Source organism: Tangfeifania sp. (assembly GCF_055108615.1).
The window spans coordinates 18,327-36,033 of record NZ_JBSQIC010000034.1; the positions used below are offsets into that span (position 1 = coordinate 18,327).

Below are 17,707 nucleotides of genomic sequence, written 5' to 3' on the forward strand. Positions count from 1 at the left end.
AAATTAATGTTGCCAAAGGATTAAAGCTGTTTCTAACGGAACCGAAACTCCTGGGAGGTGCGGTATAATACGCAGCGTAAAATCGGTTGCAGGACGGGATGAACTTACTGATGAGGAGAAATGGTAATCGTTGGCAGCGCCTTTTGTTTTATTATCGCGTTTCATTTTTATAACAGTCGGATTTTCTTCATTTAAGCCATTGGCAAATAGTTCTACCTGCACATTATCCGGGTTAATGACATTGAAATAAACCTGTACATCGAAAACATGCTGCTTTTCTGAAGTGGTAATTTTTACTTCACCAAAAGAGATGGAGTCCCAGTTTTCCTGAAGGGTTTGCAACTGGGTTATCATTTGTTTTCCCTTTATGCCCTTGTTGGCAGCGCGCTCCAAATAAGATGTTGCAGCCGGCAAATAGTGTTGTTCGGTATATTCCCTGACTGCTCTGTCGGCTGAGAACCGGGGTGTTAATTGCGCCATGCTTTCGCGCATCCGCGATATCCACTTTGTCGGAATTCCGTGCTCATTGCGGTCATAAAATTCCGGGATTACTTCGTTTTCCAGGATATGGTAAAGTTGTTCGGCTTCCCGGGCATCCCATTCCGGGTCGTCACCGTGTTCATTTCCATCGCCAAGCGCCCAGCCCACTCCGGGATTGTACGCTTTTGCCCACCAGCCATCGAGTTCCGAAAGGTTAATACCGCCGTTTACAAGCACTTTCATGCCACTGGTTCCGCAAGCCTCCCAAGGGCGGCGCGGTGTATTTATCCAAACATCAACTCCCTGCACCAGATTTTCAGAAACGTGCATATCGTAATCGGCAAGAAACAAAACCGGGGGACGGGGGTTAGTCTGCCTGATAAAGCGCATCCATTCTTTGATTAAATCCTGCCCTTGCTGATCGGCGGGATGAGCTTTGCCTGCAATGATTAGTTGAACAGGAAACGTTGGATTTGTTAACAACCGGAGCAGCCGCTGCGGATCGTGTAGTAATAAATTGGGCCGTTTGTAAGTAGCAAAACGACGGGCAAAACCAAGTGTTAGAATATTGGAATTAAATAAATGTTTTGCTCCTTCTACCGAATCGGGCGAATGGCCTGAACCAATTAATTGTTTTGAAACATAATCGCTGGCAAATGCGATAAGAGCTTTATTTGCATTGGTACGCATATCCCATATCTTATCATCCGAAACTGAGCCAATATCTTTTTCGAGGGTTTTGTTCATGCCCAGCCACCGGTCTTTGCCACAAGCTTCCGTCCATATTTCATCGGCTTCTTTGGAATCCCATGTTGGCACGTGCACCCCGTTGGTAATATGAGCGACAGGCACCTCAGCCGTCGGCCATTTAGGAAACAGCGATTCAAAAATGTGACGACTGACTTTTCCGTGGAGCCAACTGACACCGTTTACGGTGCCGCTTCCCCTGATGGCCAGATAAGCCATGTTGAACTTTTCGGATTCATCACCGGGATTTTTTCGGCCCAATGCCAGCAGTTGCCGGCGTGTAATTCCCAATTTTTGGTCAGCATATTCGCCAAGGTATTGCTCAATAGTTGCCGGTTCAAAAAGGTCGAATCCGGCAGGTACGGCGGTGTGAGTAGTAAACAGATTTCCAGCGCGGGTAACAGTTAGGGCAACATCAAAAGGCTGTCCGGTTTCTTTCATAAAGCTGTAAGCACGCTCTAAAATCGCAAAAGCAGCATGGCCTTCATTGAGATGGCAAACTTCGGGATGAATATCCAGTTTCTGCAGCAAACGCCACCCGCCAAGTCCGAGGATCAGTTCCTGTTTAAACCTAAGCTCGGTGTCTCCGCCATACAATTCACTGGTTATACCACGGTGAACCGGAAAATTTGCCGCATCATTGCTATCTAACAAATAAAGTTTTATCCGGCCCACCTGGGCCTGCCATACCCGCAGCCATACATCGTACCCGGACAGGTTAATCTTTAAACGCAGCCATTCGCCATCGGTTTGGCGCAAAGGAGTTATGGGCAGTTGCCCGGGATCGTTGAACGGATAAAGCGCACGCTGTTCCCCGTTTAAATCAATTTCCTGCCGAAAATACCCTTGTTGGTAAAGCAGCCCGATGCCCACAACCGGAACGCCCAAATCACTGGCGGCTTTTAATTGATCGCCTGCCACATTGCCCAAACCACCTGAATAAATCGGGAGCGCTTCGGTGAGCATAAATTCCATACTGAAATAGGCGACACAGGTTAACGATTTATTTTGATGCTTTTTTTGAAACCAGGCCGGCGCTGTGTTTGTATCCCTCATCGATTTCACCAGAAAATCAATCTTTTCACGAAATACCGGGTCGTCGATTACCGACTGAAAATGATCACGGGAAATGGTTTGTAATAGTGCCCACGAATTATGCGTCATGTCCCAGAGTTCGGGATCAAGTTGGTGCCAGATTTCATCGGCGGAATGATCCCACGACCATCGCAGATCGAGTGCCAGCTCAGAAAGCATGTTGACCTCTTTTTGCTTTTTGCGCAAGAGACTGTAAACCGGTTTTTTTATTTTGTTTTTTTCCTTCATGATGTTTGAATGTTATTGTTTTCGTATTTTATCGAAATATGGTGTTCTTTTTTCTTCTACACATTTTGTGGCATAGAGGTACATTGAAGCACTCCAGGTTTGCCAGTCATTTCCTTTTGGTTTTCCATCCTGTGCCTTTATCCATTCATTAAATCCAAATCCGAGGTTTTCCGACCGTGCTAATTTGATGCACTGAGTAAGCGCAATTAGTTTTTCTTCGGCAAGTTTATATCGTTTTGCAGCAACAAGGGCAGCCACATAAAATCCGGTAATAAAAGGCCAGATTCCGCCGTTGTGGTAATCTCCCGGTTGGTTGTATGCTGAATATCGCTCATGCCAGTCGGGGTCTTCCGGTTTTGTAAAAGGAAAAAAATTGGGTGGAAGATTGCCTGTTAGTTCACCTCTTTCACGCATTCCTTCGCATTCCTCTTCAATCCACGAAACCATTTCATCGGCCCGCGAAGGTGAGGCAATTCCGGAGAGAATAGCAAGACTGTTTCCAAGCAGATCGAAACGCTCGCTGCTAAAAATTTTGTAAGACCAAAACGCGTAATATGGTTTGTATTTCACCACCAGACCTTCGTGTACATGGCGATGCATGGTTCCCCCGGTTACGGTGAACCGGCTCATGACATGGCGCATATTTTCTGCCGACTCGTGTTTGCCAAGCATTCGAAGGTAGCTGTAAACCAGTGTGTTTACAAACAGCCCGTACCCAGTCACCCATTGCTCGTCGCGCCAGTCGCTGGTGGGCTGTTGTGCTACCAGCAACCTGTCGGAAGGGCTTTGATAACTCATCCAAACCAGTGATTTTTCAACTGCCTCAGCGAGGAAATCAACTTCACCCGTAACTTTCCGGAATATACCGGTTGCCAGCAAAAACAGGGGAGTGGTGTCACTGGCGCCACGATCATCGTTGTCGTGCACCAGCGAAGGAATATGGCCACGTTCTGTTTGATTTTTTGCCAATGTTTCCAGCACTTTCCGAATGCTGTCCAATAATTTTTGATTTCCGGAAACAGCTATCCCAAGAACAGAAATCATCAGGTCCCTTGTATAGGGTTCCGGATACCCCCAGCCTGCTGTACGGGGCAACCCGTGATAAGGTCCGTGTGCATTATGAAGCAGTACTTCAAGAGCGGCTTTGCTGGCTTGTGCAATCTCTTTTGCGTTACCGATTTGCATGATCAAATTTCTTATTTGCAGGTATAACCGCCATCAATTACCAATTCACTTCCGGTAACAAATTTTGACTCGTCAGAAATCAGAAAAAGTATTCCGTAGGCAATGTCGATGGATTCGCCAACATGTCCAATCGGGTGCAGGCTGTCCAGTTGTTTTCTAAATTCCGGATTATTTTTGCCTAACGCTTCAACCAGCGGTGTCCATATAAAACCAGGATGTACAGAGTTCACTCTTATATTATCTTTTGCGTAAATAAGTGCATCATTTTTCGTCATTAACCTGACTGCACCTTTTGAAGCGTGATAAGGAGGAATATCTCCTGCTCCAATCAGCCCGTAAATAGAGGAAAGGTTTACAATGCTTCCTTTACCTGATTTTTGCAGGTAAGGAATGGCATGTTTCGTGCAGAAGAAAACTCCTTTCACATTCACATTCATAACTGCATCCCATTCTCTTTCGGTTAATTCATGGGTGGGTTTGTCTGCGCCTGCAATCCCGGCATTATTTACCAATGCATCAAGTTTTCCAAATTCCCTGACTACTTCGGCATAAACCTTTTTAACTTCATTTTCATTTGCTACATCAAGATGCCAGAATTTTGCTACACCGCCTGATTGATTAATTTCTTCAGCTAAGTTTTGACCTTCTTTGTCCAGAACATCAGTTACAGCGACTTTCGTACCTTCTTTTGCTAATAAAAGACACGTTTCGCGCCCAATTCCCAATGCGCCACCTGTAACGATGACAACTTTGTTTTCTGTTCTTTTCATGATTATTTGTTTTATGTTAAAAAATATGGGACGATATCAATATATCCCCAATTTATCGTTGATAATCTCCACAAATCGTTTTGCAACCACCCTGTAATCGAAATTCCCTACAACCCTTTTTCTGCCGGCTTTGCCCATTTTGTCACGGAGAGCGGAATCTTTCATGAGTTTTAGCAAGTATTTTGCAATATCTTGTACATTCGCCCGGTAATCGACGGTACGTGGCACCTTAAACATTACTTCATGCTGATCTTCAAATCCCGATTCTTCGCCAATTACAACTTCGTTTACCACAATTTTTCGTGCAATTTTTGCCAGGTATGCAGTCTCTCCATGAATGAGTGTATCCAGCATTCCCATGGCTTTTAAACTGACCACCGGTTTTCCGCATGCTCCGGCTTCTACCTGTGGCATTCCAAAACCTTCCAGCCGCGAAGGCGCTGCATAAATATCGCAAGCCCCAATCAGGTAGGGCATAAAATTTCGGGAGATTTTATTTGTTGCATACGTCACGTTTTTTTCGATGCCAAGATGTGCTGCCATTTCCAGATCCAGTAAATTTTGAGTTTTGGTGCGTGGCTGCGGCCATACTTTGCACACATACTTCCAGTCGGGCGCTTTGGTGTCGATAATAGCCATCGCCTGCATCACTTCCTGTGCGCCTTTTGATGCGGCATCGCCGCCAACGGTGAGAATCATCAACTGATCGGGTGAAACACCCAGCGCTTCGCGAACGGCCAAAATCTTTGGGTCATCTTTTTGAAATGGAATAAACGAATCGGTGTTGCAACCCACAGGCAAAACTTCGATTTTGCTGCCATCAATGCCATCGCGGACATACATTTCCTTTACCCAACTGGAAGTTACCAGAATAAGGGGCAGTGCATTTAGAACCTCCTGGTAGTTGGCAATGTATCCATCGGCAACCAGCCAGGGAACAGGCTGCACGCCATACCTTTGAGGATGCAAAACCAATTGTGGAGTGTGCCCCCAGTATCCAACTCCAACCACTACATCGGGTTCAAACCAGCGGTAATACCACTCTTTTTCCTGTGCCGATTCGAAATGTACCGGGTGGGCATCAATACCCATTTCAACAAGTCCTTTGTAAAGCAAATCTCCCTGGGTGGCAAGTCCGCCAGGCGAGGGAGGATAATCATATAAAACCAATACTTTCATCTGTAAATCCCTCCGTTGTTTAACCATTTCCTTGCAAGAAACGGATTAGTGAATTGCCAGAAAGCTTCTTCCCGGGGAGTTGTTTGTACCTCCCAACTCTCTTTTTCAAAACCATAAGTTTCCCGTAAAATACTGTATTTTCTTAGCCAGATGCGTTTTGTGAGAGGACGGAAAATTGCCGCATTTTTAACTGGCCGCGGATAGTATTTTTTATGACCATCTTCGTAAGCAAAAGTCCGGAGTTCATCAGTAGTTATTTTGTTGCTATTCCAAAGATTGATAACTGCTCTGCTTACTTCTTCATGCCGCAAATGGCGGGTATATTCACCGTTTGGATTGTGAGAAAGAATCAGGTCGTAATGATTTTCCGGCAACAAATCCAAAATTGTCTGTTCAGCTTCTTCTTCATCCAGCGGATTCTGATCCGGGTCGTCATTCAGATCGCCCATAATCCCTTCCGCTTTGAGTACTTTTAACGCTTGATAAAACTTAGTGGCGCGCTCTGTATCGCTCTTCCTGCAAACCGAAACAACAAAACAATTCCACGTTGGGTGGCTTAAAATTGTTCCTCCTGCCCATAGCGTTTCATCATCGGGGTGAGCAACAATAATGGCAACGTTTTTCGGTTTTAATTCATACATCTAATTTTACTTTTTAGTTATTTCCCTGTGCGTGTTAAAAAAGTCTTTCACAAAGGCTTTTTGTTGATTATCGGTCATATTATCTGCTGGTTGAACAGAAATCCTTATTTTTTCAAATTGACGGTTATTTTTTAACACATTGAATAATTCGGTTTTGGCATCGGTAGGTCCAAAAAGAAGTACTTCATTGAAATCATTAATGATGCAACTTAATTTTTTATAAAAATCGGCGTATTGCTTTTGCTCTTTGTGGTGCATCAGGCTCTCATCCAACCTCAGATTTTCCACTTGTTCCGGGAAAGCCGGAGTTGATTCCACCGTTTTTGTTACTATTGTTTCATTTGATAATTCCATAATATTGGCGGTTGAATGATCCATCCAAATGCCTAAATGCTTTGCTGATTTCATTTTAAAATTTTATTGATTGATGATTTTATTACAACAGAACCTGTCATTAATGCTTTTAAAATCAGGATTTACTTTGTTTTTTTTGTTGGGATAATCAAAACAGGGACAGTCGTATTTTGTAAAATTTTTCAGAATGAATCAATTACATCAATTATTTCTTTCTGGGTTTTGCCCAGCTTGGTGGAAATCATTTCCAGTAAATCATTTCTTGAAACACGTCCCCAAATCATGTCGGCATTGGTTAACTCCGGATACCTATCCAGGAGTTTATCCTTAATGTATCCCCACTGGTTCATATCAAATTTTGTTTCCATTGTTATATTTTTATAGTTATTCCAAACTTTCCGCCTGAGAATGCATTCCCTCCGCCAAACTCCAGGTTTATACCCACTTTATTGCTAAAATAGTAACGGCCGCCAATCTGTGCCCCCAATCCAAGTCCGGAAGTATGGGAACCTTCATAATCGTTTGGCGAACTCCAGTTATAGAAACCAAGGTTTAATCCTGCGTAAAAGTCCCATGGAGATGGAATGTTCAGTACGGTATTAAAATGATAATTGGCATTCCCTGAAATGCCGATTATTGAGTGATGGTATTTGTCATTGTGCCAATTGTCGTTATACGAGCGAAAAGACAGTTCTGCACCGAGAGTAATATCGGGGTGAACCCCATGATCAAATCCCAGATAAACGGGAACGCCCCACGAAGAAAGCCCAATTCCGACATTAATTTGCGACTCGCCTTTTGAAACAGGACTTTGTGCGAAAACAACACTGGTAGCTATTACCAGGATAAAAGTTAAAGCTTGTTTTTTAATTTTAAAATTTTTCATTTTTATTATTTTTTGATTTTTCATTAAACAGAATTTTAAGCAGTACAATAAACGCAGCAATGGGAAGCAGAATGTCAATTGCCCGGAATGTGTGGAACCCAAAAGTTACTATTGCCCAAAGCAACACCAGTAACCCTGCAATAATGTAAAGTGAATTTTCATGATTCTATATTATTGGATTTATTTTACCGAAAAATTTTCTGTGGTTAATACCACCTGCTGACCAGGAAACTGAGTATTTACACCTTCTTCGGTGGTAATAAATATTTTAACCGGCTTATAGGACGACACCGTTTCCAAAGATGCTTTGTGGCGTTTTGAAAACAAGCTTGTTGAGCTGTCTAACTGTCCCAGATTTTCGGCATTGCCCTCGTCGGTTTCAATCCATACCACGTAGGTGGTTTTTGATTCCTGAACCCTCTCAACTTCTGCCAAATCCGACACTTCTACATTAATAATATAATTCTTGTTATTGTCTTTTTTTACTTTAACATAACCATCAGCTCCCGGAACAACAGTGGAGTTGAGGAAAGTGAATTTTTTTGCGCACGATGTGAATGGAATTATTATCATTACCGCAAAAATCATCAATAGGATGCTTTTTACCGGCCTTTTCATTTTTTGCGTTTTCATAACATATATTTTTTAGGTCCCCGCAACCGGCGGGGTCAGTTGTGAATGAATTTTCACTATTGCAAGTTCATTACTTTTGGGCTTTAAAGTGTTACATAATTCTGAATAAGAGTTACATCATTCACACATTTTTTAATAGAAAAACACTGAATACCAATAAAAAACAATTACTTTTAGCCCATGCAGATTAAAAAAACCCTTATAGTTTTTGTGTTATTGGTTCTGGTTTCTTCGGTAAATGAGTGGAGTGGTGCTTCCAACAGGGGCAATAACTCATCATTGCTGATTGAAAAATTTAAACGAACTACCACAGAAAACGCTTCTGAACTTCCTGCCGCAGAGTTGCTGCAAACCGCACTTTCCGGATACGAAATCCTTAAGGAAGAGCATACTATCAATCGTCCGGAAGTAATAACCATTATCGATTTCAGCCTGCCGTCGGACCAGGAAAGACTTTGGGTACTCGACCTTGTAGAGGCTAAAATATTGTTCCATAGCCTGGTTTCGCACGGGCGAAATTCGGGCGAAGTTATGGCCGAAAACTTTTCCAACAAGCCTGGTTCCTACGCCAGCAGTCCGGGTTTTTATACCACCGGTGAAACCTATTTTGGAAAACATGGCCTATCCCTCCGGCTTGATGGTATTGAAAACGGAATTAACGATAAAGCGCGCGAACGTGCCATTGTCATTCATGGGGCAGATTATGTATCTCCTGAATTTATTGAGAAATATGGCAGACTTGGCCGAAGCCTGGGTTGTCCGGCTGTGCCCGAAGAGCTAAGCAAGCAAATTATTGAAACCATCAAAGACGGCACATGCCTGTTTGTTTACGCTCCCACAGAAAGCTATCTGTCAAAATCGCCGGTTATCAGAAAATTATCCGCTGTTAAAAAGGGATAACCTTAATTTTATCTGCTTCCGGTTTTTGATTTAAGGCATTCAGCACCATCTCATCCCGCATATAAATGTCTTTTCTGAACTGTACACGGCCGTTCCCGTCGGTCCATGCAGTAAGGTAAAGCAACAGCACTTCGACAGGGGTTTTAAGGCTTGCCGTTTTTTCCCTGTTCTGCTGCATGGCAGCATGAATTTTTTCGGGCGGCCACTCCGGTGAATCGGCCAGTAACAACTCAGCAAGTTCAAAAGGTTTTTCAATTCTAATACAACCCGAGCTCATGGCCCGGTCGTCGCGGGCAAAATATCCCCGCGAAGGAGTGTCGTGAATATATACATTGTAACTATTCGGAAACATAAATTTTACTTTGCCCAATGCATTCCCAGGTCCGGGATTTTGCCTTACCATATAGGGAAAATTATTCCTGGATATTTTTGACCAGTCAATTTCGCTGTAGGCTATTTCTGAACCATTGTACCTGAGCAGCTTCATATTTTTTTTCTTTAGATATCCTGGTCCTTTAAGCAGTTCGGGAACTACATCGTTTCTTAAAATGGTGGGAGGTACCGTCCAGCTTGGACCAAAAACAATATAAGTCACACGTGATTCAAAAACGGGTGTTTCGCGGTAATTTTTTCCCACTATGGCCCGCATCGAAATAAGGGTGTCAACTCCTTCAATCAATACAAGGTCGAAACTTGCAATGTTTACCATGAGGTACTTTTGGGGCTCATATAGCGGAAGCCATCTGAATCGCTCCATATTTACTTTTAACCGGTTTATAAGTGCGCGCGGATTGGTGTTTAATGCAAGCAACGTTCCTTTTCCGATCACTCCGTCGGCATTAAAACCCCAGTCTTTTTGAAAAATTTTCAGTTGCTTTTCAAGTTCCTCATTATAGGTTACAGAAATACTGTCAGACAACGGATACTTCAGTTTTATCAGCCTTTCCCTGATTTTTGGGAGCAACTCGTTTGACTGGCCGGGATTAATGGTGGTATCTGAAACTATTGCCGGCCAGGGCTCATTTTTCAACTCAAGGAAAAATGCCAAATCTTCTTTCATCATCCAGTAGGAACGGTACCTCGGTGCAAGCATATTAAGTCCGTTGGCAATATCACCGGCGGTCAGCGCTTCTTCCAGTTTCCGGTTTAACTGCAATTCCGGTTCCTTTCGCTGTATTTTCCAGCTTTCGCCTTCCTTCTCAGAGTCAACCTTACCGTAATACAATTGCAGGCTCAAAAATAAAAAAGCATCGGTGAGCAAAATATCCAGTTTCATCAAATCCTCCGTATCCATTGCCATAAACAATCCTGTTTTATCAATATACTTTTCAAGAAGAATTAAATGATAGTCGGCTGGATTCAAACCATGCCTGTTTACCTGGCGGATATAATCAAAAAGCACATAACCATTATTTCCAAGCAGATTGGAGTTAATGTGTACATCAATATCAGATTCAACCCAGGCAGGGGAATCAGAGTTTGGGCGCACCATTGAATCAGGATTAAACCAGGCTGGAAGATTGGAATTTATCCAAAAAGGGTACCTGGAGTTTATCCAGGCAGGAGCATAATTTCTGTTTTGATAAAATGCTTGAAGTATTTTACCTGTAAAGAGTTGTTCCCCGTCAATTACATAAATTGAATCTGCCGGTTTGTTTTTGATAAACTGGCTGATGGATTCAGAAAGTTCATCGGCCGGCAACGTAAAAGCTGAAAACAGAATAAATAATGTAAAAGCAATTCTTTTCATTTGCATTATGAATGAATTTTAATCAACATCAAAGGTAATCCCCGAAGTTTGTTAAAGCTATACACAATTCTGTATAAGAGTTACATCATTCACACATTTGAGCGCCTGATTTAATTAACTAATTACCGGAGACCATGCCTAATTTGAGTTTTCGGGCTGAAAGCCCGGATTATTTCATCCCAATGCAAATTCGTTCCTTAACACGCATTAACTGACGCTGCGCAAATAAATTGTGGCTTTTTTTCAATCGGACAAAAAATATCATAAAGAATTCATAATTTCGTATAATTGGAACTGGTTATTAACTGAAAAGCTGATTTTTTGGTAACAGGAGACATTAATTTATTCTAATTAAAAAAATTGAAAAGGCATTATTATGAATGAATACGAAAAATGGGAAAAGGACTGTATATTAATCAGACAGCAAAACGAAAAGATTATGAATGATTTTGCTGGATGGTTGGAAAAATCCGGTTTAAAGGATGCTACCATTAATAAACATTGCTGGAATGTTGATTTATACATCAATGAGTTTTTGTTGTATGAAGATGCAATACCTGCAAAAGAAGGGGCTTCTTACATTGAAATGTTTCTCGGATATTGGTTTATCAGAAAAGCCATGTGGTCAAGTGTTGCTTCGATAAAACAAAATGCTGCCAGCCTTAAGAAATTTTATCAATTTATGTTGGAACGAAATGAAATTGAAGCCGATGAGTTTGAAAAACTAAAAAAAACCATAAAAGAAAATATGCCCGAATGGTTAGAAACAATGAAACGTTATGATGATATTGATTTAGAAAATTTTGGTTTATAACACAGGATAAATACAAAAAATAAACAAGGAATAGTAGGGTTGGCGCGGATTCCGATCCGCGCATTATTAAAATCAACGAATCGCCCGCCAAAACGATGCAGTCGGGCAGAGAACTCGCTGTACCTGGAAATCCTCGGCGGAATTTATTTTAACCCGACGCTGCTTTTTAAACTATTTGTCCAGCTAAAATTTAAATAAGGCGATTATTTATATGTTAAAAACAGTTCAAAAATATTTATTAATCAGTTCCAACAACTCGCCTTTTTTTATGGGTTTTGAAATATAATCGTTGCACCCGGCTTCCAGGGCTTTTTCTTTGTCGCCTTCCAGCGCATAGGCTGTTTGGGCAATGATAACTACTTTGTCATTGAATTTGCGGATTTCGCGGGTGGCATCGTACCCATTCATTCCGGGCATTTGAATATCCATCAGCACCAAATCAATGTCTCGGTTATTCCGGCAGATTTCCACGGTTTCTATACCGCTTTGGGTGTATATAAATTTACAGTTCTCACTTTGCAGAATGGTTTGCAAATACATGGTTGAAGTTTCATCATCTTCGGCAATCAGGATGTTCAAACGTTTTTTTTGGTTTGATTTTTTCTCCGGAATGGAGGTTTCTTTTTCCGCTGTTTTTCCCGAGCCCTTTGCATTCAGCGGCAGGGTGAAGAAAAACGTGGAACCTTCGCCGGGATTGCTTTCTACCCATATTTCGCCGCCCAGCATTTCAACATAAGCTTTGGTAATGGCCAGCCCCAAACCTGAGCCTTGCCGGGCATCCTTATCTGCAATATCGGCCTGGATAAACCGTTCGAAAATAGCTTGCTGCCGCTCTTTGGGAACGCCAATTCCGGTATCTTTTACAAAAAACTGCAGCGATAAAGCCTGCTCCATCTCCGTATTTTCATATCCAATTTTTATTGTCCCCTTGTTGGTATATTTAATGGCATTTTTAATGAGGTTGGTCAGAATGGAATCCAGTTTGTTTGGGTCGGTTATTGCAACGGCAGCGGTTTTTGGCGACTCTTTTTCCAACGTCAGTTTTAGTCCTTTTTGCAAGGCTTCGGGGATGAAAAACCGGATAAGTTCATCAATACTTTCGGGAACATTCACTTCCTTCAAATCAACAGTCGCAATTCCTGCTTCAATTTTTGAGATTTCCACAATATCATTCACCGTGTTCAACATCCGCTGGCCGCTTTGGCGTACAATATTAATGTAGGCCTCTTTTTGTTCGCTGCTGAGGTCGGATTCCTTTAAAAGTTCGGTAAACCCGAGGATGCCGTTCATGGGTGTGCGGATTTCGTGGCTCATATTGGCGAGGAATGCCGATTTTAACCGGTCGGATTCTTCGGCCTTTTCTTTGGCATTTTTCAGTTCTTGTTCAGCATATTTCCGTTCAGTAATGTCTTTCGAAATTCCAAATGTCCCAATAATTTTTCCATCGTTGTCGTGTAGCGGGAGTTTTGTGGTCAGCGACCATGTTGTTTTCCCGTCAGTCCAGGTTTCGTACTCTTCTTTATTAATAACCGGGATTCCTGTTTTCATAATTTCCTGTTCATCGTTGAAGGCTTGTAGGCTGTGTTCATCGGTGAACAGGTCGAAATCGGTTTTACCAAGAATTTCGTCTGGATCGTTTAACCCGCATTTCCCAGCCATCGCTTTGTTGACCCTGGTAAAACGGCTTTTTTACGTTCAGTAATATCGAGAACAATGGCCACAAAAACCTCTTGATTATTGAAAACCAATTTTTGAAGATGAACTTCAACCGGGTAGGTGGTGTCGTTTTTCCGGCGGTGAATGGTTTCAAAAACCAGGGTTGTGACTTTACTTTCAGCAAGCGGCTTTAGCATCTCAAAAAAGAACTTTCTATCGTATTCGGGTTTTATATCTAACGGTGTAAGCCCGGAAAGTTCTTGTAGTGTAAATCCAATATTTTTTAAAGCGCCCTTATTGGCAAAAACAAAACGAAGGGTTTGGGCATCGAAAATATAAATTTCGTTAAGCAGTTCCTCAAAAATGCGGGTGAGATTTTTAATTTTCCGGCATTTATTGCGTGGGTTTCATTTTGTTTTTTTGTTCATCAATGGGTTGCATGGCTTTTTTCAAATATTTGAATACATCAAAGATAATACTATTTCAACAAAAATAACTTGACAAAAGCGCTGAAAGAAAAACACTTATACGCATTTAAACGACTGAAAGCTTACCCCTCGTTGCACAGGCTGTGTGAGAATGTGTTTTGTATCGTTTGCCGTCCGATTTATCGGACGGATTTTAATTAATCAAAAGACACTGGACTTTAGTCCAACATATTGATATTAAGGGCTGAAGCCCGATGGTCTGATTTGTGCATAGAACCGTTGGATAAATCCAACGGCAATTAAAAATCCAGTTTTCACACAGCCTGTGCAAACGAGGGGTAGTCAGTGCACCTGGAAATCCTCGTCGGAATTTATTTAAACTTCGAAATATCGACCACCGACAAAAGGCATTTTTGTTCGTCTTCGGTAACTACTCCTTCCATATAAACCGGGCAAAGTAGTTTATTGTCGTAACCAAGCATTATTTTGCATGATTCTTTGGCGTTGCTGGCATATATTTTTTTGAAAAAATCATTAAAAACAAGCTTTGAATCTTCGGAGATAAAAAGTTTAAAATTGGCGTCAATCAAGCTAAAGCGTCTTTCACCCAACAAGTCGGCACCGGTGAAATTCAGGTCGCAAATTGTTCCGTCAGCATCGAGTGAGAAATAACCCATTGGAGACAGATCAAACAACATGGTGTATTTCTTTAAGGCTTTTTCTGCTGTTTCATAAGCGTGTTGCAACTCTTCGTTCTGCATTTCCAGTTCAATCTGGTGCACCTGTAATTCGTGGACAAGTTTATTCATATCGGCTTCCTTCAGTGATTCGGCATTTTTTCTATGCTTTTCATTGAGATGCCTTTCCGCTTCCTTGCGTAACTTGCGGGCATCGGTAAAATCCATTTCTTCGTTCATCATGCCTTATTTAATTTGTTTAATTTTTCTTCCACCATTTTTAATTTCGAGATATCGATAAATGTAATAACCAGTCCGTCAATCCGGTCGTCGAGTGTGCGGTAGGGCATAATCCGTATGGAATACCACCTGCCGTCTTTTGTTGGAATTTGTTTTTCAATAAAAATAAGCGTCCTTAAAACTTCCTGTGCATCTTCTTCCAAATCCGGATACAAAAGTTGTGAAACCTGGTCGGTGAAAGGGCGGCCAATATCGCTTTTAATCAGTTTGAAAATTTTGGTTGCCTGGTCGGTGTACCGACGGATATTTAATTCCTTGTCGAGAAACAGTGTGGCAATATCCGTACTGTTCAGCAGGTTTTTCATATCATTGTTTACCCGCGAATAGTCCTCCACCTTCGCCATTAGCTCGGCATTTACTGTCTGAAGCTCTTCATTCAGGCTTTGCATTTCTTCTTTAGAGGTCATAAGTTCTTCGTTGGTCGATTGCAACTCTTCGTTGGTCGATTGCAATTCCTCGTTAGCAGATTTCAATTCTTCCTGTGAAGTTTGCATTTCTTCCGTTATATTTTGCATCTCTTCACGTGTATGCTGCAATTCTTCCTCAAGTTCGGCCTCCCTGGTGCTGGCTGACGTATCTCCTACCTTTTTCTTCGCTGGTTTGGTATCAGCGGTTTTCGGAACGTCGGTAAAAATTATCATCAGCTTGCCATATAAAGGTTCTGGTTTATGAATCCAGTGAATGTTTACATTTAAAGTGATTGTGCCTCCGTTTGTGCCTGTTTTTACATTGTGCAATGCCACTGCTTCTTTATTCGTTACAGCTTTCCGAAATGCGATGGCAAAATCGTTTTGATAACCCGGCCGCAGCATGGCAAAAATATTCAGGTTTGCTTTGCCTACAGCTGGCTCAAGGTATTTTCCTGTCCGTCCGCTGATGTATAAAATATCGCCGTTTTCGTTTACCAAAACACCGGCAGGTGAGAATTGCTGCAACAGCAGTTGATCGGCAAGTGTTTGTATGTTCATAATTGGTTTATCAGATTCAATATTTTCAATTTTACCCAGTTTGGGCCTTGTAAATGAAGAGGGAAAATCGAATAATTGTGGATTTAAGTTGGCATCCGATCGTTTAAAGATTTTCAAACCCGAATCAACCGGTGTAAAAAGATGGCTCTGTACACCAAGTGTTTCAGACGTTCCGAGCATTAAAAGCCCTTCAGGATTAAGGCTGTAATAAAACAACCCGAGCAATTTTTGCTGCAACTCGGAATCCAAATATATCAGCAGGTTCCGGCACGAGATAACATCTAAGTTGGTAAATGGCGGATGCATAATAATGTTGTGTTGCGCAAATACAATCATTTCCCTTATTTCTGTATTAATGCGGTATGCATCTTCTGTTTTGGTAAAGAACCGGCTCAACCTTTTGGGAGCCACGTCGGAAACAATATTATCTGCGAACAACCCCTTTCGGGCAATATCTATGGCATCGCTATCGATATCGGAAGCAAAAATTTGTAATGATATTCCTTTGTTCGGATTAATTTTTTCCAGCGCTTCTTTAAACACAATGGCCAGCGAATAGGCTTCCTCTCCTGTTGAGCAGCCGGGAATCCATGCCCTCAGGTGCGTATTGGGTTTCATTTTATCAATCAGTGCGGGAAATCCTTTTTCTTTCAGCTTTTCCCAAACCGGTGCATCGCGAAAAAAATTGGTTACCCCAATCATTAACTCTTTGAACAGAATATGCACTTCTTTGGGGTTTTCCTGTAATAAATGTACGTAAGAAGAAATTTTATCAATTTTATGTACGCCCATTCTTCGTTCAATCCGGCGATAAACGGTATTTTTTTTATACAATGAAAAATCGTTGCCGGCATGTATTCGCAGTAAGATAATTATTTTTTCAAAGGCGCTTTTATCTTTAACTTTAATGTCCAGTTTTGATTTAACTACTGGAATATGTTTAAGGAAGTGAATAAGTTCCGAAGGTAATTTTTCTGGCGGGGCAACTATATCAACCAGTCCGGAGTCGATGGCATTTCGCGGCATACTGTCAAACCGGGCCGTTTCGGGTTTCTGCACCAGTACAATACCATTTTTTTCTTTTATTGCCCGGATTCCGTTGCTGCCGTCGGAGCCCATTCCTGAGAGGATAATTCCAACAGCATATTCCTTTTGATCATCAGCCAGTGAGCGAAGAAAAAAATCGACCGGAAGACGAAGTCCCCGGATTTCAACTGGCTCAAACAGGTGAAGCACTCCTTTGAAAACAGACATGGTTTTGTTTGGAGGAATGACATAAACACAGTTTGGTTTTACGACCATCAGGTCTTCTGCCTGAAAAACCTTCATGCTGGTAATTCGCTGCAGCAATTCAGGAAGCATCCCTTTCTGGGTGGGATCTAAATGCTGGACAACCACATAGGCCATTCCGCTTTTTCCAGGTACATTTTTAAGAAATAATTCCAGTGCTTCCAGTCCACCGGCTGAAGCGCCAATGCCCACAATTGGAAACTTACCGGATTTTACATCAGGAGTTTTTTCTTTTGCTGTACTTGCCTGTTTTGTCTTCTTTGTTTTCAATTATTTGTTTTTTAATCATTATTGTCCGGTAAAAAATTTTGGTGGTGGGCTAAAGCCCCATCCTAACTGGCTTTCACTAACCCCGGCATTAATGCCGGGGTTAGTAATCTCTCTCAGATGCCCGGGGCTTTAGCCCATGAACCTTCTAATTCTGCCCTCTTTAAAATGTGAAAATAGCAAACTTAAATAATTCATAGGTTATATAATTCTTTTAAAAATTTACATTATTCCCACTTTTTTTATACACCGCTGCCATAATGTGTGAATCATGTAACTGTTAATGAAAATTATGTAATATTCTACTGTTTGGATGAGCTTACCTTTATATCCACTAAAATTATAAAAAATGAAAAAGTTAAGAATGGGTTTAGCGGTGGTAATAAGTGCAGCGTTTCTTTTTACGGGCTGTGCTTCGTGGAATAAAACACAGAAAGGTGCAGTAATAGGTACCGCATC

The 17,707-nt window shown here is 41.7% G+C and carries 16 protein-coding genes; 2 read left to right on the top strand and 14 right to left on the bottom strand.

Annotated elements, in window-relative coordinates:
- Positions 1 to 3 precede the first annotated feature (3 nt).
- From glgP to ACTCNA_RS09335, 9 genes are all read right to left on the bottom strand, one after another.
- The gene (glgP, locus tag ACTCNA_RS09295) at positions 4 to 2,550 is read right to left on the bottom strand and encodes an alpha-glucan family phosphorylase (protein WP_462947635.1); all 2,547 of its coding nucleotides are present in this window, start codon (positions 2,548 to 2,550) and stop codon (positions 4 to 6) included.
- A 12-nt stretch (positions 2,551 to 2,562) separates the two neighbouring features.
- A complete protein-coding gene (locus ACTCNA_RS09300; protein WP_462947636.1) occupies positions 2,563 to 3,735 on the bottom strand; it encodes a glycoside hydrolase 100 family protein in 1,173 nt (390 codons plus the stop codon).
- 11 nt (positions 3,736 to 3,746) lie between these two features.
- Positions 3,747 to 4,505, bottom strand: coding sequence for an SDR family NAD(P)-dependent oxidoreductase (locus tag ACTCNA_RS09305; protein WP_462947637.1), 759 nt, complete (start codon positions 4,503 to 4,505; stop codon positions 3,747 to 3,749).
- Positions 4,506 to 4,541: 36 nt separating this feature from the next.
- On the bottom strand, positions 4,542 to 5,684 hold the full coding sequence (locus ACTCNA_RS09310; protein ID WP_462947638.1) for a glycosyltransferase family 4 protein: 1,143 nt from the start codon (positions 5,682 to 5,684) through the stop codon (positions 4,542 to 4,544).
- A complete protein-coding gene (locus ACTCNA_RS09315) occupies positions 5,681 to 6,325 on the bottom strand; it encodes a PIG-L deacetylase family protein (protein ID WP_462947639.1) in 645 nt (214 codons plus the stop codon). The genes ACTCNA_RS09310 and ACTCNA_RS09315 overlap by 4 nt, the downstream gene beginning before the upstream one ends.
- 6 nt (positions 6,326 to 6,331) lie before the next feature.
- On the bottom strand, positions 6,332 to 6,733 hold the full coding sequence (locus ACTCNA_RS09320; RefSeq protein ID WP_462947640.1) for a hypothetical protein: 402 nt from the start codon (positions 6,731 to 6,733) through the stop codon (positions 6,332 to 6,334).
- 128 nt (positions 6,734 to 6,861) lie between these two features.
- Positions 6,862 to 7,047, bottom strand: coding sequence for a hypothetical protein (locus ACTCNA_RS09325; RefSeq protein ID WP_462947641.1), 186 nt, complete (start codon positions 7,045 to 7,047; stop codon positions 6,862 to 6,864).
- Between the two features lie 2 nt (positions 7,048 to 7,049).
- On the bottom strand, positions 7,050 to 7,565 hold the full coding sequence (locus ACTCNA_RS09330; RefSeq protein WP_462947642.1) for a hypothetical protein: 516 nt from the start codon (positions 7,563 to 7,565) through the stop codon (positions 7,050 to 7,052).
- Positions 7,566 to 7,745: 180 nt separating this feature from the next.
- Positions 7,746 to 8,198: a hypothetical protein gene (locus ACTCNA_RS09335; protein ID WP_462947643.1), complete on the bottom strand. Its 453-nt coding sequence runs from the start codon at positions 8,196 to 8,198 to the stop codon at positions 7,746 to 7,748.
- A gap of 180 nt (positions 8,199 to 8,378) precedes the next feature.
- Between ACTCNA_RS09335 and ACTCNA_RS09340 the strand changes: the two genes are divergently transcribed.
- Positions 8,379 to 9,098, top strand: coding sequence for a murein L,D-transpeptidase catalytic domain family protein (locus ACTCNA_RS09340; RefSeq protein WP_462947644.1), 720 nt, complete (start codon positions 8,379 to 8,381; stop codon positions 9,096 to 9,098).
- On the opposite strand, the gene ACTCNA_RS09345 is transcribed toward ACTCNA_RS09340, so the two are convergent.
- Entirely contained in the window at positions 9,085 to 10,854 is a 1,770-nt protein-coding gene (locus ACTCNA_RS09345) for a L,D-transpeptidase family protein (protein ID WP_462947645.1), read from the bottom strand. The genes ACTCNA_RS09340 and ACTCNA_RS09345 overlap by 14 nt on opposite strands.
- A 370-nt stretch (positions 10,855 to 11,224) precedes the next feature.
- On the opposite strand from ACTCNA_RS09345, the gene ACTCNA_RS09350 reads away from it, so the two are divergent.
- Complete coding sequence (locus tag ACTCNA_RS09350; protein WP_462947646.1) at positions 11,225 to 11,662, top strand: hypothetical protein; 438 nt, start codon at positions 11,225 to 11,227, stop codon at positions 11,660 to 11,662.
- A gap of 225 nt (positions 11,663 to 11,887) precedes the next feature.
- Here ACTCNA_RS09350 and ACTCNA_RS09355 read toward each other — a convergent pair whose 3' ends face one another.
- The 4 genes from ACTCNA_RS09355 to ACTCNA_RS09370 all read right to left on the bottom strand — a co-directional run bounded on the left by ACTCNA_RS09355 (position 11,888) and on the right by ACTCNA_RS09370 (position 17,251).
- Positions 11,888 to 13,321: a response regulator gene (locus ACTCNA_RS09355; RefSeq protein WP_462947647.1), complete on the bottom strand. Its 1,434-nt coding sequence runs from the start codon at positions 13,319 to 13,321 to the stop codon at positions 11,888 to 11,890.
- Entirely contained in the window at positions 13,300 to 13,701 is a 402-nt protein-coding gene (locus ACTCNA_RS09360; protein ID WP_462947650.1) for a PAS domain-containing protein, read from the bottom strand. Before ACTCNA_RS09360 ends, ACTCNA_RS09355 begins: the two co-directional genes overlap by 22 nt.
- Before the next feature lie 416 nt (positions 13,702 to 14,117).
- Positions 14,118 to 14,666, bottom strand: a complete 549-nt coding sequence (locus ACTCNA_RS09365) for a hypothetical protein (RefSeq protein WP_462947648.1) — start codon at positions 14,664 to 14,666, stop codon at positions 14,118 to 14,120.
- The gene (locus ACTCNA_RS09370; RefSeq protein ID WP_462947649.1) at positions 14,663 to 17,251 is read right to left on the bottom strand and encodes a chemotaxis protein CheB; all 2,589 of its coding nucleotides are present in this window, start codon (positions 17,249 to 17,251) and stop codon (positions 14,663 to 14,665) included. The genes ACTCNA_RS09365 and ACTCNA_RS09370 overlap by 4 nt, the downstream gene beginning before the upstream one ends.
- Positions 17,252 to 17,707 lie beyond the last annotated feature (456 nt).